27 protein-coding genes are annotated in these 24,347 nt (G+C 47.2%); all 27 read left to right on the forward strand.

Features of this window, described 5'->3' with window-relative positions:
• Positions 1-206: hypothetical protein (locus SLU01_RS18105; RefSeq protein WP_218029681.1), on the forward strand; the 206-nt coding region annotated here is incomplete at its 5' end.
• Positions 203-1,180: a VanW family protein gene (locus tag SLU01_RS00160; protein ID WP_246110823.1), complete on the forward strand. Its 978-nt coding sequence runs from the start codon at positions 203-205 to the stop codon at positions 1,178-1,180. The genes SLU01_RS18105 and SLU01_RS00160, both read left to right, overlap by 4 nt.
• A gap of 107 nt (positions 1,181-1,287) precedes the next feature.
• On the forward strand, positions 1,288-2,364 hold the full coding sequence (gene prfA, locus SLU01_RS00165; protein ID WP_147054079.1) for a peptide chain release factor 1: 1,077 nt from the start codon (positions 1,288-1,290) through the stop codon (positions 2,362-2,364).
• Positions 2,339-3,205: a peptide chain release factor N(5)-glutamine methyltransferase gene (prmC, locus tag SLU01_RS00170; RefSeq protein WP_308507709.1), complete on the forward strand. Its 867-nt coding sequence runs from the start codon at positions 2,339-2,341 to the stop codon at positions 3,203-3,205. The genes prfA and prmC overlap by 26 nt, the downstream gene beginning before the upstream one ends.
• Before the next feature lie 43 nt (positions 3,206-3,248).
• On the forward strand, positions 3,249-3,824 hold the full coding sequence (locus tag SLU01_RS00175) for a stage II sporulation protein R (protein ID WP_147054081.1): 576 nt from the start codon (positions 3,249-3,251) through the stop codon (positions 3,822-3,824).
• Between the two features lie 60 nt (positions 3,825-3,884).
• Positions 3,885-4,913, forward strand: a complete 1,029-nt coding sequence (locus SLU01_RS00180) for an L-threonylcarbamoyladenylate synthase (protein WP_147054083.1) — start codon at positions 3,885-3,887, stop codon at positions 4,911-4,913.
• A 71-nt stretch (positions 4,914-4,984) separates the two neighbouring features.
• Positions 4,985-5,485, forward strand: coding sequence for a manganese efflux pump (locus SLU01_RS00185; protein WP_246110824.1), 501 nt, complete (start codon positions 4,985-4,987; stop codon positions 5,483-5,485).
• Between the two features lie 60 nt (positions 5,486-5,545).
• Positions 5,546-5,992 (forward strand): low molecular weight protein arginine phosphatase, encoded by a 447-nt coding sequence (locus SLU01_RS00190; RefSeq protein ID WP_147054087.1) that lies wholly within the window; start codon positions 5,546-5,548, stop codon positions 5,990-5,992.
• Positions 5,989-7,272: a methyl-accepting chemotaxis protein gene (locus SLU01_RS00195; RefSeq protein WP_147054089.1), complete on the forward strand. Its 1,284-nt coding sequence runs from the start codon at positions 5,989-5,991 to the stop codon at positions 7,270-7,272. Before SLU01_RS00190 ends, SLU01_RS00195 begins: the two co-directional genes overlap by 4 nt.
• Positions 7,273-7,409: 137 nt before the next feature.
• Complete coding sequence (rpiB, locus tag SLU01_RS00200) at positions 7,410-7,847, forward strand: ribose 5-phosphate isomerase B (protein WP_147054091.1); 438 nt, start codon at positions 7,410-7,412, stop codon at positions 7,845-7,847.
• Between the two features lie 18 nt (positions 7,848-7,865).
• Positions 7,866-8,429: a TIGR01440 family protein gene (locus tag SLU01_RS00205; RefSeq protein WP_147054093.1), complete on the forward strand. Its 564-nt coding sequence runs from the start codon at positions 7,866-7,868 to the stop codon at positions 8,427-8,429.
• A 137-nt stretch (positions 8,430-8,566) separates the two neighbouring features.
• The gene (glyA, locus tag SLU01_RS00210; protein WP_147054095.1) at positions 8,567-9,820 is read left to right on the forward strand and encodes a serine hydroxymethyltransferase; all 1,254 of its coding nucleotides are present in this window, start codon (positions 8,567-8,569) and stop codon (positions 9,818-9,820) included.
• A 116-nt stretch (positions 9,821-9,936) separates the two neighbouring features.
• Positions 9,937-10,566, forward strand: coding sequence for a uracil phosphoribosyltransferase (gene upp / locus SLU01_RS00215; protein ID WP_147054097.1), 630 nt, complete (start codon positions 9,937-9,939; stop codon positions 10,564-10,566).
• A 67-nt stretch (positions 10,567-10,633) separates the two neighbouring features.
• Positions 10,634-11,734: a non-hydrolyzing UDP-N-acetylglucosamine 2-epimerase gene (gene wecB, locus SLU01_RS00220; RefSeq protein ID WP_373866377.1), complete on the forward strand. Its 1,101-nt coding sequence runs from the start codon at positions 10,634-10,636 to the stop codon at positions 11,732-11,734.
• 592 nt (positions 11,735-12,326) lie between these two features.
• Positions 12,327-12,701: an ATP synthase subunit I gene (locus SLU01_RS00225; RefSeq protein WP_147054101.1), complete on the forward strand. Its 375-nt coding sequence runs from the start codon at positions 12,327-12,329 to the stop codon at positions 12,699-12,701.
• 29 nt (positions 12,702-12,730) lie between these two features.
• Positions 12,731-13,441, forward strand: coding sequence for a F0F1 ATP synthase subunit A (gene atpB, locus SLU01_RS00230; RefSeq protein ID WP_147054103.1), 711 nt, complete (start codon positions 12,731-12,733; stop codon positions 13,439-13,441).
• Between the two features lie 70 nt (positions 13,442-13,511).
• A complete protein-coding gene (atpE, locus tag SLU01_RS00235; RefSeq protein ID WP_147054105.1) occupies positions 13,512-13,736 on the forward strand; it encodes a F0F1 ATP synthase subunit C in 225 nt (74 codons plus the stop codon).
• Positions 13,737-13,927: 191 nt separating this feature from the next.
• Complete coding sequence (gene atpF, locus SLU01_RS00240; RefSeq protein WP_246110825.1) at positions 13,928-14,458, forward strand: F0F1 ATP synthase subunit B; 531 nt, start codon at positions 13,928-13,930, stop codon at positions 14,456-14,458.
• A complete protein-coding gene (locus SLU01_RS00245) occupies positions 14,455-14,994 on the forward strand; it encodes a F0F1 ATP synthase subunit delta (RefSeq protein ID WP_147054109.1) in 540 nt (179 codons plus the stop codon). Before atpF ends, SLU01_RS00245 begins: the two co-directional genes overlap by 4 nt.
• Before the next feature lie 23 nt (positions 14,995-15,017).
• Positions 15,018-16,529, forward strand: coding sequence for a F0F1 ATP synthase subunit alpha (gene atpA, locus SLU01_RS00250; protein WP_147054111.1), 1,512 nt, complete (start codon positions 15,018-15,020; stop codon positions 16,527-16,529).
• Between the two features lie 45 nt (positions 16,530-16,574).
• Positions 16,575-17,432, forward strand: coding sequence for an ATP synthase F1 subunit gamma (gene atpG, locus SLU01_RS00255; protein ID WP_147054113.1), 858 nt, complete (start codon positions 16,575-16,577; stop codon positions 17,430-17,432).
• Positions 17,433-17,472: 40 nt separating this feature from the next.
• Positions 17,473-18,888: a F0F1 ATP synthase subunit beta gene (gene atpD / locus SLU01_RS00260; RefSeq protein WP_147054115.1), complete on the forward strand. Its 1,416-nt coding sequence runs from the start codon at positions 17,473-17,475 to the stop codon at positions 18,886-18,888.
• 24 nt (positions 18,889-18,912) lie between these two features.
• The gene (locus SLU01_RS00265; protein ID WP_147054116.1) at positions 18,913-19,314 is read left to right on the forward strand and encodes a F0F1 ATP synthase subunit epsilon; all 402 of its coding nucleotides are present in this window, start codon (positions 18,913-18,915) and stop codon (positions 19,312-19,314) included.
• A gap of 120 nt (positions 19,315-19,434) precedes the next feature.
• On the forward strand, positions 19,435-19,671 hold the full coding sequence (locus SLU01_RS00270) for a DUF1146 family protein (RefSeq protein WP_147054118.1): 237 nt from the start codon (positions 19,435-19,437) through the stop codon (positions 19,669-19,671).
• 373 nt (positions 19,672-20,044) lie between these two features.
• Entirely contained in the window at positions 20,045-21,343 is a 1,299-nt protein-coding gene (gene murA / locus SLU01_RS00275) for a UDP-N-acetylglucosamine 1-carboxyvinyltransferase (RefSeq protein WP_147054120.1), read from the forward strand.
• 106 nt (positions 21,344-21,449) lie between these two features.
• Positions 21,450-22,424, forward strand: coding sequence for a stage II sporulation protein D (gene spoIID / locus SLU01_RS00280; protein ID WP_147054122.1), 975 nt, complete (start codon positions 21,450-21,452; stop codon positions 22,422-22,424).
• A gap of 10 nt (positions 22,425-22,434) precedes the next feature.
• Positions 22,435-23,091: a M23 family metallopeptidase gene (locus SLU01_RS00285; RefSeq protein ID WP_147054124.1), complete on the forward strand. Its 657-nt coding sequence runs from the start codon at positions 22,435-22,437 to the stop codon at positions 23,089-23,091.
• Positions 23,092-24,347: the final 1,256 nt, after the last annotated feature.

A 24,347-nucleotide genomic window follows, 5' to 3' on the forward strand; every position in this document is an offset into this window, starting at 1 on the left:
TGGGAGCCAAATTCCATCGCCCGGTCATGCTAATTTTTCCGATCCGCGGGACAATAAAAGAAAAAAGCCGCATAAGCCAGTTTATACTGACTTTCCAACCAGCGCCATTGATCATTCATAAAAAGATTGAAAAACAACACACTATGACTGAGCCACGAATAGACTATTCAATGGAAAATCCCATGAAGGCGAGTGATAGGGTGTGAAGAAGTGGATGACTGCACTTATTCTTTTATGTTCAATCGTCATTGTCGGCTGTCAAAATCAAACGACCCAAGGCAAGGCGAGTCCGGCCGGCGACAGTGAACGAAAAACAGCAAAGCCGAAAATTATTGCTTCCTATATTCAAGAAAGAGAACCGGGTGCCGTGCATATCGTCGATCCGAACACGTCGGAAATCATTCTGACGATCTTGCCGCATGAGTTAGGATATGAACTGGACACTGAATTATACAGAAAAGAAATTGAACTGCTCGCAAAAAAACTAGCACGGGGAACGGCAGGCAATCCGGGATATGACAGACGAATGCTGCTTGATCGATTGGATGAGCAAGGACGCATCGTAAAAGGAAGCCCCTTGATTCTCCTAAAAGAAAGTGATTTGGTTGAAAGCATCATGGCGGCTTCAGCTGTAGGCGGCACGGTTGAATTGCCGATAGTTGTGTCGGAAAGTGGGTACAATCCAGCTGAAATCTCACTAATGAATGAGACGGTACTCGCATCTTACACAACTTATTTCAATCAAACAGACGCCAATCGCAATAAAAACATTGAGCTATCAGCGAAAGCCATTCATAACGTAATTGTCGGAAACGGCGATCATTTCTCCTTCAACACAGTCGTCGGACCGCGTGACGAAGCGAGCGGTTATAGACCGGCACCGGAAATTATCAATGGCGAACTCGTCATGGGTATTGGCGGAGGCGTCTGCCAGACATCCTCGACGCTATTCAATGCAGTCGACCAAATGCCGGTCACCTATGTCGAATGGCATCACCATTCCAGGGAGATCGGTTATGTCCCGAAAGGAAAGGATGCAACCGTTTCATACGGCGGTCTGGACTTCAGATTTCGGAACACAACCGGCGTCCCTTTCCTCATCAAAGCAATCTACGGCGACTCGTTTCTGACAATCGAAATCAGGACCGCAGAAAAATACAGGGAAACGTTCGCCAAATAATCGCGCGGGTGCCAGGCACCGTTTTAAGGAGAAAGTACTGTATTTCAACGCTCTATTCCCGTACAATGAACTTACTGAAAAGACTTGAGAAATAAGAGGTGTACATTATGTTTGAGAGGCTCCAAGCCGTGGAGGATCGGTATGAGCGGTTGAATGAACTGCTGAGCGATCCTGAAATTGTAAGCGATATGACCAAGTTAAGAACCTATTCAAAAGAACAATCGGATCTGCAAGATACCGTGGATGCTTACCGGGAATACAAAACCGCGACAACCGACTATAACAATGCGAAACAGATGCTCGAAGAACCGCTTGATGATGAGATGAAAGAGCTCGTGAAAATGGAAATCGCCGAGCTCGATGAACAAATTGAAAATCTCGAAGCGAGGCTCAAATTGCTACTCGTACCGAAAGATCCGAATGACGATAAAAACGTCATTATGGAAATCCGGGGCGCGGCTGGAGGGGATGAAGCTGCCCTTTTCGCAGGCAATCTTTACAGGATGTACAGCCGTTTCGCAGAGATGAACCATTGGAGAGTCGAAGTGATGGATTCCTCACCGACAGAATTAGGCGGTTTCAAGGAAATCATTTTCATGATCAACGGAAACGGTGCGTACTCTAAACTGAAATATGAAAACGGAGCGCATCGCGTGCAACGTGTACCTGAAACCGAATCGGGCGGCCGCATCCATACATCGACCTCGACCGTCGCCGTGCTGCCGGAAGCGGAGGAAGTCGAAATCGACATCCATGAGAAAGACATCCGCACCGACACGTTCGCTTCTTCAGGGCCAGGCGGCCAATCCGTTAACACGACGATGTCCGCCGTCCGCCTGACGCATTTGCCGACAGGCATCACCGTCTCCTGTCAGGATGAAAAATCGCAGATCAAAAACAAAGAGAAGGCGATGAAAGTACTGCGCGCCCGCATCTATGATAAATTCATGCAAGAAGCACAAGCCGAGTATGACGAAAAACGGAAATCGGCCGTCGGAACAGGCGACCGTTCCGAACGGATCCGCACGTACAACTTCCCGCAAAACCGGGTGACAGACCACCGAATCGGGCTCACCATCCAAAAACTCGATCAGGTTATCGAAGGGAAACTCGACGAAGTGATCGATGCCCTTATCCTCGAAGACCAGGCGAGACGGCTTGAAAGCTTGGATGCGCATGACTGAAAAAATCCATGAGGCGTTGAATAAAGCCAAATCGCTTCTCGAATCGAAAAATCTCGATGCTCATGCGGCTCATTTACTCATGGAGCATGTGACTGAAAAATCCGGAGCAGCTTTGCTTGCGGATTTGCGGGAACCGCTGACCGAAGAGCAAAAGACGAATTTCTGGAATAAAACCGAGGAACTCCTATCAGGCAAGCCCGTCCAGCATATTATCGGCACAGAACAGTTTTACGGACTGTCCTTCGAGGTGAATGGGCATGTACTCATCCCGAGACCTGAAACGGAGGAACTCGTTTTAGGCGTGCTTGAACGGAGCCGCAAGCTCCCTGAAAAATGCCGCGTGGCGGATATCGGTACAGGAAGCGGCGCGATTGCGATTGCCTTCAAAAAAGAACGGCCTGAAGCGATTGTCACGGCGACGGATATTAGTGAAAAAGCGCTCAAAATCGCGAAACGGAATGCCAAACGGAACGATGCGCATATTGATTTCAGACTCGGTAATTTGGCGGAGCCGCTTGAAGGGGAGAAGTGGGATGTTGTCCTGTCAAATCCCCCTTATATAGCGCATGAGGAATCGGCCGAAATGTCGCCCACGGTGCTCGATTTTGAGCCGCATAGTGCATTGTTTGCAGATGATGATGGGCTTTTCTTCTATAAGAAACTGGCGAAGCAGTTGCCGAAGCTTATGAATGAACCGGGGCTCGTTGGTCTTGAAATCGGCTATAAACAAGGACAGGCGGTCAGTGAAATCTTTCAAAAAGCCTTCCCGAATGCACGGGTTTCCGTCGTTCAAGATTTGAACGGAAAAGATCGAATGATATTTTGCGAGATTGGTGAATAAACCCTTCCTTCCCTGGCAACAATGAGGTCAGGAGGGGATCGATATGCTGCAAGACTATGAAATTATTAAAACTACTACTAAAAATACAGATCGGATAATGGCGGTTGCTGAGTTCATTCTCGTGCTCTTCCTTATCCAGTCCGCTTTGATGCTTTTTACTGGTCAAGTTGAGCAGGAGGAGTCATTCAGATTCCGGATTCTGGCGCATTCGAACACACCTGCAGACCAGAAATTGAAGGAAGAGATCCAGCAGGAAATCGAGCCGTTCATCCACAATGCAGTATCCCAAGCGCAGTCACAATCCGAAATTGTGGACAACTTGGAGGCGATTGAAGAGACGATTATTCAAATCGCTCAATCGTTGGCGGATGGGCAAGAAGTGAGTCTTGAAAGGAAGGCTGCTTTATTCCCGCCGAAGCGTTCAGGGTTGGTTATCACTCCGCAAGCGCCGTATGATGCGTATATTTTGACGATTGGCAGCGGGCGGGGAGACAATTGGTGGTGTTCGTTGTTCCCGAGAGTCTGTTTCCCGGATCAAGACGTGGAAAAAGCGGATGATGTGGATAACGATAAAGTCACTTTCTTCATTTGGGAGTGGATAAAGTCATTATTCGATTGAAGTTATCCACTTGATATGTGGATAAGTGCAGTAAAATGTGAATAAACGGGGGTTTAATTCGTGGATACTGAAATTGTTTCAGTGGATAACCATATGGATAACTCGTTAAGTTATCAACGTGCTGTGGATATATTAAAAAATGGCGGCGTCGTCGCGTTTCCGACCGAAACGGTGTACGGCCTTGGCGCGCTTGCGACAGATGAGAAAGCTGTTCAACGGATTTTCGAAGCGAAAGGGCGCCCGTCCGACAATCCGCTCATCGTACATATTGGCAATAAAGAAGATGTGGATAAGTATGCTGTGGATATTTCAGAAAAAGCAAAGTTGTTGATAGATAAATGCTGGCCGGGTCCATTGACGCTCGTTTTCAATAAAAAGCCGGGTGTCATCGCTGAAAATGTGACACCCGGTTTTGAAACGGTCGGCATTCGGATGCCCGATCATCCAGTGGCCCTTCAACTTCTCCGTGTTTTGGACGGGCCTCTGGCTGCGCCGAGCGCCAATCGAAGCGGGAAGCCGAGCCCGACGGAAGCGAATCATGTATTGACAGACTTGCACGGACGGATTCCGCTTATCGTCGACGGTGGTAGGACAGGCGTCGGTGTCGAATCGACTGTGCTGGATATGACGACAGTTCCACCGACGATTTTACGTCCGGGTGGGATGACGCGTGAAATGATTGAAAGCCTGATCGGCTCTGTTCACGCGGAGGCCAAATCCCCAGGGGAAGAAGCGCCGAAAGCTCCGGGGATGAAATATATGCACTACGCGCCTGAATCGCCGCTTTTCGTCATTCAAGCCGATGAAAAGGCAATTCGGGATGCAGTCGGAATGCTGCAAGAAGAAGGGAAACGGGTGGCGGTCATCGGCCCTGATGAATTCGATATTGACGGTGCGGACTGGTATTTTACGGTTGGTCCGCTCCATGATCATGAGGCGATGGCGGCGAATTTGTACCGTGCCATCCGCCAATGCGATTTGACGGATGCTGATATTATTTTGGCAGCTGAAACGGATATGGGGGGTGTAGGCGATGCGGTTATGAATCGGTTAATCAAAGCTGCTGACGGAAAACGGTTCCCTATCTAATATGGTATGAATGACCTCTCAAAGGGCCGCATAAGATGGATAGATGCGGAAGTTGGGAGGTTAATTTATTGGTGGAAATAATCGCTGCAGGTGTTACGACGATCGATGTCATTATTATTTTTTCATTGCTACGTCTTAGGAAAGGCAGGTTGCCACTTGCCATTTGGACAACATTTCTCAATATGGCGCTGCCTTTCCTCGGGTTTGTCATGGGGGATTGGACCGCCGCACTGTTTTCCGTATGGAGTCATCTGCTTTCCGGAATTCTGCTTGCGCTGATCGGTATTCATATGCTTTTAAGCGATGACGACAGCGAAACTTCACTCACACGTCAGCTTCACCCGGCATTCATCGCGCTTGCTGTCAGCTTGGACACGTTTTCGGTGAGTGTCTCTTTCGGCATGCTTCAGTTGAATAAAATGCTATTCATTATTGCAGCAGGATTCCTTTCTTTCATGTTGGCGTGCACTGCGCTTTACTTCGGAAGGTATTTGAGCATTAAGAACGGCAAGGTGTTGCGCCGGATTTGTGGATTGATTTTATTAATCATGGGGATAATGTCATGTTTTTGATGAAATTATGTGTTTCTTTCTTCGTGGTTTTCAGTTATTCTATAGGTAGGTGATGATGTTATGAATATTTATTTTATTTGCACAGGGAATACTTGCAGAAGTCCGATGGCAGAGGCGATTCTACGTTCAAAAGCGGGTGTTGGGTTGAACGTTCGGTCTGCCGGTGTAAGCGGAGTCGATGGAATGCCGATTTCTGCGAATGCGAAAACGCTTATCGAGGCGTCGGACATGCCATATACCCCTCTTTCACGGGCGGTCACGAAAGAAGACTTGGAATGGGCGGATCTCATTTTGACGATGACGATGTCGCATAAGTCGGTCCTTTTGTATTCATTCCCGGAAGTAGAATCAAAAACATTTACATTGAAAGAGTATGTAAAGCCTAATGGAAATCAGGATGTCCACGATCCGTACGGCGGCAGTCTGGGCACTTATCGGACGACATTCGATGAGTTGGAAGAATTAATTGAGCTACTAATGAAGAAGCTGACGGAGGATGGGACATGAAAAGAAAGAAATTCGGATTGCGGAAAAAGCTGGTTTTATTCGTATCAGTACTAGCAATTGTCACATATTCAACAAGTGCTGTTTTCATCAATTATATCGGACCGGAATTCTTTCCGAATGTCCGACCATTCATGTTTGGTATCATTACATATTCGCTTGGCATCATTTGGTCAGGTATTTTAGCCGCTGCATTCAGCACGATTTTGACGAAGCCGCTGCAAAACTTGGAAGAAGCGGCAATCCAAGTGGCAGATGGGAAAATCGGCACGGAAATCACATTGCCGAAATCCTCTGACGAAATCCGCTCGGTAGCGGAAGCATTTCAGAAGCTTGTACTCAACTTGCGAACGATTGTGGAGCAGATCGAAACGAATTTCGAGAAGACGGCGCACACCGTCGACCAGTTGTCGGGCGAAACGAGCTCCGCTGCTATGCAAGCAGATGCAGTCGCTTCGACAATTATGGAAATTTCTTCTGGCGCTGAAGCTTCGGCAGTGGCGATTCAGGAAACGGCGGAAGCGATCGAGGATGTCCGGATGCTTGCTGCGGAAGTAAGCAACCGTGCTGACGAATCATCCGACCGTTCAAACGAAATGCTCGCGGAACTGGAGCGCACAACGAAAGTGTTCCGGACGCTCGTCGAAGGCATTCGCCAAATGTCCAATCAAAGCGAGCAGTCCCTTGGTACAATTCGCGAACTGGATCATAACGCGCAAAAAATCGGCGAAATCGTCCAGCTCGTCGGCAGCATCGCCGGGCAGACGAACTTGCTGGCGTTGAACGCGTCCATCGAGGCGGCGCGCGCAGGCGAACACGGAAAAGGTTTCGCAGTCGTTGCAGAAGAGGTTCGGATTCTTGCGGATGAAAGTGCGAAAGCGGTTCAAAGCATCGATGAACTCGTCAAAATGATCCAATCCGATGTTTCAAAAGTCGTAAAAGAAATTGAACAGCAAGTTGAAAAGGCGGCAATCGAAGCGAATCGGGCCGACGCAACGAGCAGCAATGTAGAATCGATGGCGGAAAAAGTGAACGGCATGGCCGATTCCGTCGTCAAAATTACGGAACTCGTCGAACACCAGCTTTCGAATATTGAAACGACAGCGAGACAATCACAGGAAGTCGCAGCTATCGCGGAAGAAACGTCTGCCGGCGCAGAAGAAGTCCGCGCTGCCACTGAAGAACAAGTACGCTCCATCGAACAAACAGACGTCATGGCAAGTCACTTGAAAAAACAATCGGAGGACTTGTACAAGGTCATCAGTCAGTTTGACCGAACGTAAAATGCTGAAGAACCTATAAACATTCAGAATCGCATACTTAATTCATTTCACAGCCCGAAATCGTCAACGAGGGCTGTGTTTTTTTGTCGAACAATGGTAGAATAATTTGTGAGTAAATTAAGAAAAGAGGGGACACAGTGAAAATCGCAATCTCTTCAGATCATGGCGGCAACCGCCTTCGCCATGAAATTATGGACCTACTATCAGAATTGGGATTAGACTACGTAGACTTCGGTCCGGACTCTGATGTTTCAGTCGACTATCCGGACTATGCAACACCTGTGGCCCACGGAGTCGCTAACGGCGAATTCGACCGGGGCATCCTCATTTGCGGCACAGGCATCGGCATGTCCATCGCCGCAAACAAAGTAAAAGGCATCCGTTGTGCACTCGTCCATGACGTCTTCAGTGCAAAAGCGACAAGAGGGCATAACGACTCCAACATCCTTGCGATGGGAGAACGCGTCGTCGGCCCGGGACTTGCAAGGGAAATTGCTTCAGCATGGCTTGACACGACATTCGAAGGCGGCCGCCACGAGCGCCGCATCGCCAAATTGGCAGAACTTGAAAATTAAACGAGGTGAGCATTTACAATGGACGAAGCATTGAACTTATTGAAACTTCAGCTTGAGCAGCTTCTTTCAGAAATGGCAGAGCAGACGACATTCACAAAAGGAACGTTCTTCGTTGTTGGTTGCTCAACATCGGAAATCGCTGGCAAGCGGATTGGAACAGGAGGCGCCCTTGAAGTCGCCGACGCCTTGTTCGCTCCGTTGCAAGCATTCGCCGAAAAGCATGGAGTATACTTGGCTTTCCAAGGCTGCGAACACATCAACCGCGCGTTGACGATTGAGCGCGAAGCCGCGGAAAAATTCAATCTTGACGCCGTTTCCGTCATCCCGGCGGTACGCGCTGGCGGGTCAATGTCCACATACGCATTCGAGCACTTGAAAGATGCCGTGGTCGTCGAATCGATTCGTGCCAACGCAGGCATCGACATCGGCCAGACATTGATCGGCATGCATCTGAAACCGGTCGCCGTACCACTTCGTACGTCCATCAATAAAATCGGGGATGCGATCGTAACCGTTGCAACGACCCGGCCGAAATTGATCGGCGGCGAACGTGCGATTTACACGAGACCTGAGGAAGACTGATTTTCATTCAAATGAAGCGCCCGCTCTGCTTTCGTCCGTGCTGGATGAAAACAGGGCGTTAAAGCACCGGACAAGCTCTCATAATGATAGGCGCCTGCATCCGGATATAAAACTTCAGTAAAAGGGGAAATGAAAACATGGATTTAAGCAATGTGAAACGCGAAGACTCAGCAGTTTACGAAGCGATCATGGCTGAAAAGAACCGCCAGAACGCCAACATCGAATTGATTGCATCCGAAAACTTCGTGACAGAAGCAGTCATGGAAGCCCAAGGATCTTACTTGACGAATAAATACGCTGAAGGTTATCCAGGTAAACGCTACTACGGCGGCTGCGAACACGTCGACGTCGTCGAAAACATCGCCCGCGACCGCGTAAAAGAAATCTTCGGCGCTGCATACGCAAACGTCCAAGCCCACTCCGGCGCACAAGCGAACATGGCTGTCTATTTCACAGTGCTTGAGCCAGGCGACACCGTTCTCGGCATGAACCTTTCCCACGGCGGACACTTGACACATGGCAGCCCGGTGAACTTCTCAGGCGTCATGTACAACTTCGTTGAGTATGGCGTGAACAAGGAAGACGAGCAAATCGATTACGAAGACGTCCGTCAAAAAGCGCTTGAGCACAAACCGAAACTGATCGTTGCCGGTGCAAGCGCATATCCACGCGAAATCGACTTCGCGAAATTCCGTGAAATCGCGGATGAAGTCGGTGCATATCTGATGGTCGACATGGCGCACATCGCTGGACTTGTCGCTGTCGGCGAACATCCGAACCCAGTGCCGCACGCACACTTTGTCACATCGACGACGCATAAAACATTACGCGGCCCACGCGGTGGATTGATCCTCGTGAACGAAGAATTCGCTGCAGAATTCGGTCGTAAAATCGATAAATCAATCTTCCCTGGCATCCAAGGCGGCCCATTGATGCACGTCATCGCTGCCAAAGCGGTTGCATTCGGCGAAGCCCAAAAACCAGAGTTTAAATCGCATATTCAGCAAGTGAAGAAAAATGCTAGAGCGCTTGCGGAATCCTTGATGGCTGAAGGTGTCGACATTGTATCAGGCGGAACGGACAACCATTTATTGCTTATCAACTTGAAATCTCTCGGTCTCACAGGCAAAATCGCTGAACACGTTCTTGACGAAGTCGGCATCACTGTGAACAAAAACACCATTCCATTCGACACGGAAAGCCCATTCGTCACATCCGGCATCCGTATCGGAACCCCAGCCGTCACAACACGCGGCTTCAAAGAAGAAGAGATGAAAGAAATCGGCTCCATCATCGCAAACCTTCTGAAAAACCACGAAGACGAAGCAGCAAAAGCAGAAGCGGCAGAACGCGTCAAAGCGTTAACAGACAAATTCCCGCTATACGCATAATCATTGACCAAACCCGCCTCCAACGAGAGCGGGTTTTCTGATAGCGCATTTCACAATGTCTGAATCAATGTCTTTCTGTTATAATGTACAGGACATTCCAAAAGGAGCGATTCGTAATGGCAAAAGTACATGTATTTGATCACCCGCTTATTCAGCATAAATTAACGCATATTCGGGACGTTAACACGGGGACGAAGGAGTTCCGTGAGCTTGTCGACGAAGTGGCGACATTGATGGCTTATGAAATTACCCGCGACCTTCCATTGACAGAGGTGGAAGTGGAAACGCCGGTTCAAACAGCAAAATCAAATGTGTTGGCAGGGAAAAAACTAGGAATTGTACCGATTCTTCGGGCAGGCATCGGCATGGTCGATGGCATCTTGAAATTGATTCCGGCGGCAAGGGTTGGTCACGTCGGTTTGTTCCGTGACCCAGAAACATTGCAGCCGCATGAGTATTTCGTGAAACTTCCGTCCGACGTAGCAGAACGCGAATTCATCCTCGTCGACCCAATGCTTGCGACAGGCGGGACAGCAGTGGAGGCTGTGAATTCATTGAAAAAACGCGGTGCCAAAAACATCCGGTTCATGTGCTTGATCGCTGCTCCTGAAGGCGTAAAAGTGTTCACTGAAGCGCATCCGGATGTCGATGTGTACATTGCCGCATTGGATGAAAAATTGAACGACCACGGATACATCGTTCCAGGTCTCGGCGATGCAGGGGACCGTCTCTTCGGAACAAAATAAGGACGGATTTAAATAAGCACGAAATAATGGGGAAGGCGTGAATGGATTGAAACGAAAATGGAAAGTGATGACGATTTTCGGTACGAGACCGGAAGCGATTAAAATGGCACCACTCGTACTTGAGCTGCAAAAGCATCCGGAGACAATCGAGTCGATCGTCACTGTAACAGCGCAGCATCGTCAAATGCTCGACCAAGTTTTGCATGCATTCGACATTACACCTGATTATGATCTTAATATTATGAAAGATCGGCAGACGTTAGTTGACGTCGCAACTCGTGGCCTCGAGGGGCTTGACCAAATCATGAAGGAAGCACAGCCGGACATCGTTCTCGTGCACGGAGATACATCGACAACCTTCATCGGAAGCCTCGCCGCTTTTTACAATAAAATTGCAGTCGGTCATGTCGAGGCAGGGCTTCGCACATGGGATAAATTCTCTCCATACCCGGAGGAAATGAACCGTCAGCTGACAGGCGTCATTGCCGATCTTCACTTTGCGCCGACTGAAAAATCCGCCCGCAACCTATTAGATGAAGGAAAGCGGGAAGATCGGATTTACATTACAGGGAACACGGCGATCGATGCGCTTCAGACGACCGTCCACGATAGCTATCACCATCCGATTCTTGAGAGCATCGGTGACGACCGTCTTATCTTGCTCACTGCGCACCGTCGCGAAAACTTGGGCGACCCGATGCGCAATATGTTCCGTGCCATCAACCGAATTCTCGAAAAGCACCCGGATACGCAAGTCATTTATCCGATTCATATGAATCCAGCAGTACGGGAAGTCGCGGATGAAATTCTTGGCAACAATGACCGCGTTCATCTGATCGAACCGCTTGAAGTCGTTGATTTCCACAACTTCGCAGCGCGTTCGCATATCATTTTGACCGATTCAGGCGGCATTCAAGAAGAAGCACCATCCCTCGGGAAACCGGTCATCGTGCTTCGGGACACAACGGAACGCCCTGAAGGCATCGATGCGGGAACATTGAAACTTGCCGGAACAGATGAAGACACGATCTTCCATCTGACCGATGTCCTCTTATCTGATGAAGCCGAGTACAGCGCGATGGCGAAAGCCTCGAATCCGTATGGGGACGGACACGCATCCGAACGGATTGTCAGTGCGCTAAAGGAATACCTTTCTTCAACGAATTAAACAGACAGGATTTATCGGCTGGTGCCTACTAAATACCTGAAAGCAAGCAAAAACGCCGTAAAAAGCGCATAAATCCTATGAAAAGGTCATTTGAGAATTTATGTGTACATGCGGCGTTTTTTTTTATCTGCCCCTTCACTCATCTAATAAAACCGAGGGAAATCCCTCACTGGCATCTACCGAAAAATAATTTGTTTCTAAATATGACGATAATTTGACAAAAACTACACTTTGTGAAGAATTTCACGGGAATCAATTGACATCAAAATGCCCCTATTGTATGCTAACAAAGGGTAAGAATGATAGGGGTTTCATACATATGAAAAGTGTCTTGATACACATTTCGACACGATTCTATCATCCTTTCACTGGACGTCGTTCACCGGCTTCCCTCGGCTTGCGCAATAGCAACGCCACCTGGTGATCAGCCTGCTTTCGACGATTCACTAACAAGTAGGTTCCGACCTGTTATCGGAGTCTCTATTAGTACAAGCCCTCTTAGGGCGAAGTCTATCATTCGTTTGATACACATAATGTACTATCCACTTTCGTCATGGAAAACCGAAAATATGAATCAGGAGAATCACCCATCATGCATACATTGCGACAAATTTTTAATAGGCAGAGGAAAGCGCTCTTTTTTTTGCTCGCATTGTTCGTCATAGGATGGGCTTTTACTGAGTTCAGACTAGTTTTCGGTGGATTAATCTTAGGTTCATTATTCGGATTGTATAATTTTTGGATACTTGTCCGTAGAATGGAAAGATTCGATCAATCTATTTCGGAGGGGAAAGAAACAAAGTCCATCGGTGGAACCGCATTGCGATTCGGATCGGGTGTGGCGGCGGCAGCCATTGCGTTGTCGATGCCGGAAAACTTTGATCTGATCAGTACAGTGATCGGACTGATGATTCCATACGTCTTGTTGTTAATCGACAGGATTGTAGTCCACGTAAAGCATTTCTAACTGACACGCATAAGGGAGGTGAACGAAACGTGAACCATGAAAATCCGAATATAGTCTTCCTCGGATTAAACTTTAACCCAGCAAACATCCTCATGCTATTTGTAACTTGTCTCGTTGTATTCCTGATCGCCGTCATTTCTACCCGTAATTTGAAAGTCAAGCCCACAGGCATGCAAAACTTCATGGAATGGGTCATGGATTTCGTCAAAGGGATCATTAAGAACAATATGGACTGGAAAACGGGTGGCCGATTCCACGTACTTGGAATCACTTTGATCATGTTCGTTTTCGTTGCAAATATGCTTGGATTACCGGCGGGGGTCGTCTGGAAAGGCGAACTTTGGTGGAAATCACCGACAGCGGATCCAGTCATTACATTGACGCTCGCATCGATGGTTGTTGTGCTAACCCATTACTATGGAGTTAAGCAATTAGGCACAAAAGGGTATTTCAAAACATACCTTCAGCCGATGCCATTCCTGGCACCACTTAAAATCATCGAGGAATTTGCAAACACGTTGACACTCGGTCTACGTCTTTACGGTAACATTTTCGCAGGGGAGATCCTGATCGGTCTACTCGCGACATTAGGAGCTGGAAGTGCTTTCGGTCTTATCGGAGCAGTCGTCCCAGCACTCGCTTGGTTAGGCTTCTCGGTTTTCATCGGAGCAATCCAAGCATTCATCTTCGTTATGTTAACGATGGTCTACATGGCGCATAAAGTCGAAACGGACCATTAAACATATATTGCCCCTATTTAGGGTTGATAAACAACAAAAAAAACTTGAATTTTTAGGAGGATATTAAACAATGACAGGTTCAATCGGTCTATTAGCAGCAGCACTTGCAGTTGGTCTTGGTGCACTAGGAGCAGGTATCGGTAACGGTTTGATCGTTTCTAAAACAGTTGAAGGTATCGCTCGTCAACCAGAAGCACGCGGTATGCTTCAAACTACAATGTTCATCGGGGTAGCGTTAGTTGAGGCCCTTCCGATCATCGCGACAGTTATCGCGTTCATCGTAATGAATCAATAATAAAGACAATTTTACAAATGGCGAAGAACGCGGCTAACTGCCCTTCGCCATTCATTTATGTAACAACTGACGTTTGAAAAGCTAATTTGAAGTTGAAAATTAAGAATAACGTTCTTTCTATACAATAACGAAAATTGACATGAGCTCTTGAAGGGAGTGAAACAATCGTGTTAGGAAACACCTTCATCCTATTGTCCGCAAACGGCGGAGGATTTCTGTCATCATTGAATAACCCGGATGGCTTGAATCTAGGTGACATTATCGTCACAATTGTATTTTTCGCGATCCTCATGGTCTTATTGAAGAAATTCGCATGGGGCCCACTTATGGGGATTATGGATCAACGTGCTGAATTGATTGCAAATGAAATCGAAGCAGCTGAAAATAGCCGCTTGGAATCACACAAGCTTTTGGAAGAGCAACGTGCTCTTTTGAAAGAAGCGCGTGAAAACGCACAATCGATTGTTGAAAATGCTCGTAAGCAAGGTGAAACACAACGTGAAGAGCTGATCACAGCAGCGCGCTCAGAAGTGAACCGGATGAAAGAATCCGCAACACTTGAAATCGCGACAGAGAAAGAAAAAGCTGTTGCAGCTGTCCGCGAAGAATTCGTTTCGCTTTCAATCCTGGCGGCTTCTAAAGTACTTGGTAAAGAAATCTCCGAGGAAGACAACCGTGCTTTGATTGAAGAAACGATTGTGAAGGCAGGCGAAGGCCGATGAGTAATTCGGTCGTAGCAGAACGCTATGCATCCGCAATGTTCGAACTTGCCCAGCAACAAGGACAAACCGCCTCAATTCAAGAAGAACTAAAAGAATTGGTGAGTGCGTTCCGCGACAATAAAGGATTGGGACAACTACTAAGTTCCCCAAAATTATCAGTCGCAAAAAAGAAGGAAATGATCGCTGATATCTTCAAAGGCGTCAATCCGATTGTGATGAATACATTATTCGTCCTACTGGATGCAAAACGCATGGATGAAGTACAAAACGTCTTCGATGAATTCCATACACTTGCAAATAGTGCTGCAGGAGTCGCAGAAGCGAAAGTGTACTCGACACGTCCTTTGACGGAGCTTGAGACAAACTCCATTTCAGCAACATTCGCAAACAAGATCGGCAAACAATCATTACGCATTGAAAATATAATCGATCCAAGTCTGATCGGGGGCATCCGCCTTCAAATCGGCAATCAAATTTACGACAGCAGCTTGAGCGCGAAGCTCGACAAACTGCAACGTAATTTGATCGGATCCTAATTTGAAATTGAGGGGTGACATACATGAGCATCAAAGCTGAAGAAATCAGCACGCTGATAAAGCAGCAGATTGAAAACTATCAGTCTGAGATGGAAGTAAGCGAAGTCGGTACGGTTATCAAAATCGGTGACGGTATCGCTCTTGCTCATGGCCTCGACAACGTCATGGCCGGAGAGCTTCTTGAGTTCTCTACTGGTGTCATGGGTATGGCGCAAAACTTGGAAGCGAACAACGTTGGTATCGTTATCCTAGGACCATACACAGACATTAAAGAAGGCGATGAAGTACGTCGAACTGGCCGTATTATGGAAGTTCCTGTCGGTGAGGAATTAATTGGACGCGTCGTCAATCCACTCGGCTTGCCGGTAGATGGATTAGGTCCAATCGCAACGACAAAAACTCGTCCAATCGAAAGTCCTGCACAAGGCGTCATGGCACGTAAATCCGTTCATGAGCCACTACAAACAGGCATCAAGGCGATCGATGCACTTGTACCGATCGGCCGTGGACAGCGTGAATTGATCATCGGTGACCGTCAGACTGGTAAAACAACTGTCGCAATCGATACGATTCTAAACCAAGCTGATCAAAACATGATTTGTATCTATGTTGCAATCGGACAAAAAGAATCCACAGTGCGTGGGGTTGTTGAAACACTTCGTAAAAACGGAGCGCTAGATTACACAATCGTTGTAACGGCATCCGCTTCACAACCAGCACCACTTCTATACCTAGCACCATATACAGGTGTAACAATGGGTGAAGAATTCATGTTCCAAGGCAAGCACGTCCTTGTTGTCTATGATGACCTTTCTAAACAAGCGGCTGCTTACCGTGAACTTTCCTTGCTACTTCGCCGTCCTCCAGGCCGTGAAGCTTATCCTGGTGACGTCTTCTACTTGCACTCCCGTCTACTCGAGCGTGCAGCGAAGTTGAACGATACATTGGGCGCAGGTTCAATCACTGCCCTGCCATTCGTTGAAACACAAGCTGGAGATATCTCCGCTTACATTCCAACGAACGTAATTTCCATCACGGATGGACAGATCTTCTTGCAATCGGATCTATTCTTCTCGGGTGTACGTCCAGCGATCAACGCCGGTCTTTCCGTATCCCGTGTTGGTGGTTCCGCGCAAATCAAAGCGATGAAAAAAGTTGCGGGTACACTTCGTCTTGACCTTGCAGCGTTCCGTGAACTTGAAGCGTTCGCGCAATTCGGTTCCGACCTTGACGCAGCAACAAAAGCGAAACTTGACCGTGGAGCGCGTACAGTTGAAGTTCTGAAACAGGACTTGAACAAACCGCTTAAAGTCGAATATCAAGTTGTCATCCTATATGCGTTGACACGCGGCCTTCTTGACGATGTTGCTGTAAATGATATTCTTCGTTTCGAAGCTGAAATCACTAGCTGGCTCGAATCAAACCACACTGAAGTGTTTGATCATATCCGTACGACGAAAGACCTTCCGTCTGACGATGTAATGAAAGATGCAATCAACGCATTCAAGAAAAACTTCGTACCGTCCGAGTCTTAAGTTCTGGATTTTGATTTAATTAAACAATAAGGTGGTGAATTGCCAGTGGTATCATTACGCGATATAGAAAACCGTATTAAATCGACAAAGAAGACGAGTCAAATCACAAAAGCGATGCAAATGGTTTCAGCTTCCAAATTGAACCGTGCTGAGGTGAATGCGAAAGCGTTCGTCCCTTACATGGAAAAAATCGAGGAAGTCGTCGGTGCGATTGCGAGCGCGACAAGCGACTCCGGCCACCCGATGCTTGTGAACCGCCCCGTGAAAAAGACAGGTTATATCGTCGTTTCATCCGACCGCGGCCTAGTTGGTGGTTACAACAGTAACATCTTCCGTGCTGCGAGACGGGCGATCGAACAACGACACAAATCGAAAGATGAAGTGAAGATTGTTGCGATCGGCCGCAAGGGGCTTGAATTCTTCGAGCGCCTCGGCTATGACGTCGTCGAAAGCCTAGTCGGTGTTTCCGACCACCCTTCTTTCGATGAAATAAAATCAATCGCGAACCGAGCTGTTGGCATGTTCACAGAAGGCGTATACGATGAAGTGTATTTGTACTACAACCACTACATCTCCGCCATCTCCCATGAAGTGACGGAAAAGAAATTGCTTCCGCTCACGGATATTTCATCAGCGTCAGCGCTTGCTTCGTATGAATTTGAGCCTTCCGCAGAAGCGATTCTTGAAACGCTTCTTCCGCAATACGCGGAAAGCCTCATCTACGGAGCAGTGCTTGATGGAAAAGCGAGCGAACATGCTTCCAGTATGACAGCGATGAAGACTGCTACAGATAACGCATCCGAATTGATCGATTCGTTAACACTTTCATTCAACCGTGCACGTCAAGCGGCAATTACGCAAGAGATTACAGAAATCGTCGGCGGAGTTGCGGCTTTAGAATAAGCACGTACTGAACGGTAAAAGTAAGACAGGAGGGAAAAGCATGAGTAATGGACATATCCTTCAAGTTATGGGTCCGGTCGTTGACGTTAAATTCGAAAACGGTCAACTTCCTGCAATCTATAACGCATTGAAGGTTCAAATCGAACGTCCGAACGCGGAACCTGAAACGTTGACACTTGAAGTCGCGCTTCACCTTGGAGACGACTCAGTGCGCACGATCGCGATGTCATCTACGGATGGCCTTAAGCGTGGTGCATCTGTAGTAAATACAGGCGAAGCGATTTCAGTTCCAGTCGGTAACGTGACACTTGGACGTGTATTCAACGTACTTGGAGAAATCATTGACCTTGGAGAGGAAATTCCGGCAACGGAACAACGCGATCCGATCCACCGTCTGGCTCCACAATTCGAAAACCTTTCAACTGAAGTTGAAATTCTTGAAACAGGCATTAAAGTTGTTGACTTGCTTGCACCATACATCAAAGGTGGTAAAATCGGCCTCTTCGGTGGGGCCGGTGTAGGTAAAACAGTTCTTATTCAAGAATTGATCAACAACATCGCCCAAGAACACGGTGGTATTTCCGTATTCGCAGGCGTTGGGGAACGTACACGTGAAGGGAACGACTTGTTCCACGAAATGACGGACTCTGGCGTTATCAATAAAACAGCGATGGTATTCGGTCAAATGAACGAGCCTCCTGGTGCGCGTATGCGTGTTGCTCTAACTGGTTTGACAATGGCGGAATATTTCCGTGACGAACAAGGCGCGGACGTTCTATTGTTCATTGACAACATTTTCCGTTTCACACAAGCAGGTTCTGAAGTATCCGCGCTTTTAGGCCGTATGCCTTCTGCCGTTGGTTACCAACCGACACTTGCTACTGAGATGGGTCAGCTACAAGAGCGTATCACTTCAACTAACGTAGGTTCTGTTACTTCAATTCAAGCGATTTACGTACCAGCCGATGACTATACGGACCCGGCTCCGGCTACGACATTCGCTCACTTGGATGCAACGACGAACCTTGAACGTAAACTATCTGAAATGGGTATCTACCCTGCGGTTGACCCACTTGCTTCTACATCACGTGCACTTAGCCCGGAAATCGTCGGCGAAGAGCACTACGATATAGCACGTCAAGTACAAACAACTTTGCAGCGTTACCGTGAACTTCAAGATATTATCGCGATCCTTGGTATGGATGAATTAAGTGAAGATGACAAGTTAGTCGTAGGACGCGCTCGTCGTATTCAATTCTTCCTATCCCAAAACTTCCACGTTGCCGAGCAATTTACAGGACAACAAGGTTCTTACGTGCCGGTTGCTGAAACTGTTAAAGGCTTCAAGGAAATTTTGGACGGTCGTTATGACCACCTTCCAGAAGATGCATTCCGTCTTGTCGGTCGCATCGAAGAAGTTATCGAAAAAGCAAAAGGCATGGGCGTAGAAGTATAATCTACAGGATCAGGAGGGAAACAAATGAAGACAATTAAAGTCAATATCGTCACTCCCGACGGCCCTGTTAGTGAAACTGAAGCGGATATGGTGATTGCAGCCACTGAGACTGGTGAAATCGGGATCCTTCCCGGCCATATCGCAATGGTTGCACCGCTTCAGATCGGTGCACTTCGCCTGAAAAAAGACAACTCGACTGTAAGTGTCGCCGTCCATGGCGGGTTCATCGAAGTTCGTCCGGATGTTGTCACCGTTTTAGCGCAAAACGCTGAATTGTCTACCGACATCGATATCGATCGCGCTAAACGTGCGGCGAAGCGTGCGGAAGAAGCGCTACAAGCGAAGTCAGACAAACTTGATGCTCAATTGATGGAACTCGACCTCAAAAGGGCCATCACCCGAATCAACGTTTACGAAATGAAATAAAAGCTTTGACGAAGCGGTGGGCAGAGGGAGTCTTTTCTTCTGCCCGCTTTTTCTCTTAACGAAGGCTCATCATTCATGCGTACATACAGCGGAATTTTAGTTGAAAAAGGAGTCAATTCAATGAGCACTGCTTTTGCTTACAACCCGATGCTTGCAATCGTTTCGCATATTTTTTTCATCGGACTATCCTTTTATGCATTGCAAGCAATCATGCCCGAAAAGATCATAAAAAAGAACCATGTTATTCAAGCGCAAATTCTTTTTATTTTATTGAGTTTTGCGATCGGTTCGACCGTATCAAATTTCTTTTTGGACATATCCTATTGGTCAGGAAGGATTCCTTCTTTATTTAAATAAACACGGTTGTGACAAACGGATTTTGGGTAAGTAACCTGTAGGCCATTAGCTGAAAGCATGCTATCGCCGCGTATATACACTGTTGTATACGGGGCGATGGCATGAACTGAAAAAAATGTTTGAATTCCGGGTATTTCCGGGAATTACATTTAGTAAGAGCAATGAATGCCTATTCAAGATAAGACACAAATCGTCAATTGGGTACATATTATAGACTATCTTGCAGATAGAGGGAAAATAGCTCTGTAGTTACTTGTTTAATAAAGTGGAGCGTTGTAGAATAGTATGTGTTTTTATGTTTAATTTATGACGAAAAAATTTAATTGATAAAGTTATGGCAAAAAGTATAAATTTGGAGTCGGAGGGGCTTTTTGTGGACAAAATAATTATTAACGGTGGACGTGTTCTTCACGGAAATGTACGTGTGGAGGGTGCCAAAAATGCAGTGCTGCCGATATTGGCTGCTGCATTACTCGCGTCTGAGGGTCCAAACATCATACGCGATGTGCCTAATCTTTCGGACGTTTCCACGATCAACGAAGTGGTGAAGAGCCTAAACGCAAAAGTGGAATATGACCCTGAGCAAGGGCAAGTGATCATTGATTCAACGGAAGAGCTCGCAAGTGAAGCACATTTTGAATATGTACGGAAAATGCGGGCATCGATTTTGGTAATGGGACCATTGCTTGCGCGCAATGGTTTTGCACGCGTTGCTCTCCCTGGCGGCTGTGCGATTGGCTCCCGGCCGATCGATCAGCATCTGAAAGGGTTCGAAGCGATGGGCGCGGAAATTACATTCGGTCATGGACATGTAGAAGCGACAGCCGTGAATGGATTGAAGGGCGCAAAGATCTACTTGGATTTCCCGAGTGTCGGTGCAACTGAAAACATCATGACAGCTGCTGCGTTAGCGAAAGGCACGACAATTATCGAAAACGCGGCGAAAGAGCCGGAAATTGTCGATTTAGCGAACTTCATCAATGAAATGGGCGGCCGGGTCATCGGAGCAGGAACAGATGCGATTCGTATTGAAGGCGTCCGTCAGCTGCACGGTACAGTACATCATATTATTCCCGACCGTATTGAAACGGGAACGTTCATGGTCGCTGCAGCGATAACTGGCGGCGATGTGACAATTGACAACGCAGTTCCAGAGCATAATGCTGCGTTAATTTCCAAGCTTGGTGAAATGGGCGTCGTCATCACTGAATTGGATGAAGGGCTTCGCATTCAGGCGAAACATCCTCTAAAAGCAGTCGATTTGAAAACGATGCCGCATCCAGGATTCCCGACAGATATGCAATCACAAATGATGGCATTGATGTTAACAGCTTCCGGAACCGGCGTATTGACGGAAACCGTATTCGAAAATCGTTTCATGCATGTGGAAGAATTCCGCCGCATGAACGCGAGCGTTAAAATCGAAGGACGTTCTGTCATCATTTCAGGGCCGTCTGATTTGCAAGGCGCAGAAGTGTCGGCAACAGACCTGCGTGCAGCCGCTGCGCTCATCTTGGCAGGACTCGTCGCTGAAGGCGTCACACGTGTCACAGAGCTTGCTCATTTGGATAGAGGCTATGTTGACTTCCATAAAAAATTAAAAGCACTTGGTGCTGATATTGAACGTGTTTCCGAAGAAAAGAAAACAGAAAAATCGAAGCAACTCGTTTAAAATGAACTCATACATTTATGAAGCTTCTCGAACTGCCTCCGCATCGATAACCGATGCAGAGGCAGTTTTTTTGAATTAAATATGATTTTTCATCATACAATCGAATATGGACAAACTTGACAAACTACTCGCCGTTTTATTTATTGTACTTCTGTTCTTTATTCCCATCATGATGAAAAAGCCGATTGTCACCGAAAAAAATGTAGCAATGGAAGAGGAACCTTGCGTACTCTACATTACTGTGGAAGGAGAGGACAAGCCTTTACCGCTAGAGGAATACGTCTTAGGAGTCGTCGCGGGCGAAATGCCGATCAGCTTCCATGATGAAGCATTAAGGGCCCAAGCGATTGCGGCACGGACATACGCGCTAAGGACAACGGAAGCCGGAAAAAAACCGATTGCGGCAACCGTCTCTGCCCAAGTGTATAAAAACGCGGCGGAACGGAAAAAACGCTGGGGAAAGGAGTTCAAGGCAAACGAGAAGAGGCTGCGTGGCATCGTTGAATCGACAGCTGGAGACACAATCGTCTACGAAGACGAAATGATCACTGCTATGTTTTTTTCAACGTCTAACGGGAAAACTGAAACTGCGCAAAACTACAGCGGCAACCCAGTCCCTTATTTGCAAAGCGTTGAAAGTCCCGGAGAGTCGACCGTAGCAGCGGAAGTGGAACGTCGGCTTGAATTGCCGCTCGAAGAATGGAATGAAGCATTAGGCTCCGTTTGGAAAGCGGATCGCTTCAAAAGCCTTCAACTCGTCCGCAATCAAACAGGGCGCGTCCAGAAAGCCGTGTCCACCGATTTCGAAATGAGCGGCCGGGAAATGCGAGAAGTCCTTGGACTGGCCTCCACCGACTTCGACATCGCCTACGACATCACAAATAAAATTGTCATCGTCACGACGAAAGGATACGGGCATGGCGTCGGCATGAGCCAATACGGGGCCGAGGCATTTGCCCAGAAAGGATGGACCGCAGAAAACATCATTCCGTACTATTATTCAGGCACCACAATAAAAAAGTTTGAACTTGATGAATCCGAATGTTTAAAAACACCAACACTTGCAAACAATAGCAAGTGAGGTGATGACAATGCGAGAAGAAAAACCGAATTCCCCTTCTCAAAAGAATAAGAGTACAAGAAAGAATAGATGGTTCTGGCCTGCCATCTATGTGGGCATCGCAGTCGTCTTCGTCGGCATGATTTGGGGTTACAACGCCCTCATCCAAAAAGGTCCTAACGAAACAGCCGACGTCGCAATCGATCCAAATGCTCCGCCAGTCGTAGAAACAAACGCTGCAAACGAAGTACTCAAATACCCGTTCGACGAAGAACTTTTCGATGACGTGTCCATTTTACAAGAGTACTATGATGCAGAAGCCGACGAAGAAATGCGAGAAAATGCACTCCTCGTCTTCAATCAAACCTACATTACAAACAAAGGCGTTTCGATCTCAGTGGATGGCCAACCATTCGAAGTCGTCGCAGCCATGAGCGGAACAGTGCAAGAAGTCATTATCGACTCATTCAAAGGCAGCGAAATCAAAATCGCACACGCCAACGGAATGTCGACGATTTACAGCTCCCTAACCGGCATCCTCGTCAAAGAAGGCGACGAAGTCATCCAAGGACAATCACTCGGCACCGCCACCAGCAACGAATGGAACGCCCAAGCCGGCACACACCTGCACTTCGAAGTGCACAAAGACGGCAACCCAGTCAACCCGCGCTCATTCCTAGGATTCTAACCAACCCGCCACTCTCTTTGGAGAGTGGCTTTTTTGGTGGTGGTGGGGGAGTTCTCGTTAATGCAGGAAGAGTTCTCAATCTCGCGCGAGGAGTTCTCGTTAATACCGGGAGATTTCTCATTCCCGCGCGTGTAGTTCTCGTTAATGCCGGAAGAGTTCTCATTCCCGTGCGAGGAGTTCTCGTTAATGCCGGAAGAGTTCTCATTCACATGCGAGGAGTTCTCGTTAATGCAGGAAGAGTTCTCATTCCCACGCGTGTAGTTCTCGTAAATGCCGGGAGAGTTCTCATTAATGCAGGAAGAGTTCTCATTCCCGTGCGAGGAGTTCTCATTAATACCGGGAGAGTTCTCAATCTCGCGCGGGGGAGTTCTCGTTAATGTAGGAAGAGTTCTCATTCCCGCGCATGTAGTTCTCGTTAATGCAGGAAGAGTTCTCAATCTCGTGCGAGGAGTTCTCATTAATGCAGGAAGAGTTCTCATTCCCGCGGGTGTAGTTCTCGTTAATGCAGGAAGAGTTCTCAATCTCGTGCGAGGAGTTCTCGTTAATGTAGGAAGAGTTCTCAATCTCGCGCTAGGAGTTCTCGTTAATACCGGGAGAGTTCTCATTCACATGCGAGAAGTTCTCGTTAATACCGGTAGAGTTCTCATTCCCGCGCGAGGAGTTCTCGTTAATGCAGGAAGAGTTCTCATTCCCGTGCGAGGAGTTCTCATTCCAGCTCGCGGTGTCCTCTTAAGTATCAAAAGACTTCTCATACACTCGTGTGGAGTTATCATTTTTCATCAAACAGTTCTCATTTCATCGACCAAAAATGGTTTTAGATTGTCAAATGCATTTAGCGCGATCTTATTTCATATAGCATGAAAATCCTCCCGCGGAATGTATAATCGTCTAATACGACTCTCTTATCGCGCCAAATGCCTTTCCACAAATAATGATTTTTCTCATTGTAGCGTAGGTTGTTCTCGTTATCCCGGAATAGTTCTCGTTATCCCGGAATAGTTCTCATTCTCTCGGGTGGAGTTCTCTTTAGTACCGAAAGAGTTCTCATTCTCGCTAGCGAAGTTCTCATTCTCATCAAACAGTTCTCATTTCATCGACCCAAATGATTTTAGATTGTCAAATGCATTTAGCGCAATCTTATTTCAATAGCATGAAAATCCTCCCGCGGTAATTATAATCCCTAATACGACTCTCATATCGCGCCAAGATCACTCAGCAAATTTTAGTATTTGCAGTGTACCTAAAACGGTAATAAT

The organism is Sporosarcina luteola, assembly GCF_007991495.1.
Lineage (GTDB): Bacteria > Bacillota > Bacilli > Bacillales_A > Planococcaceae > Sporosarcina > Sporosarcina luteola.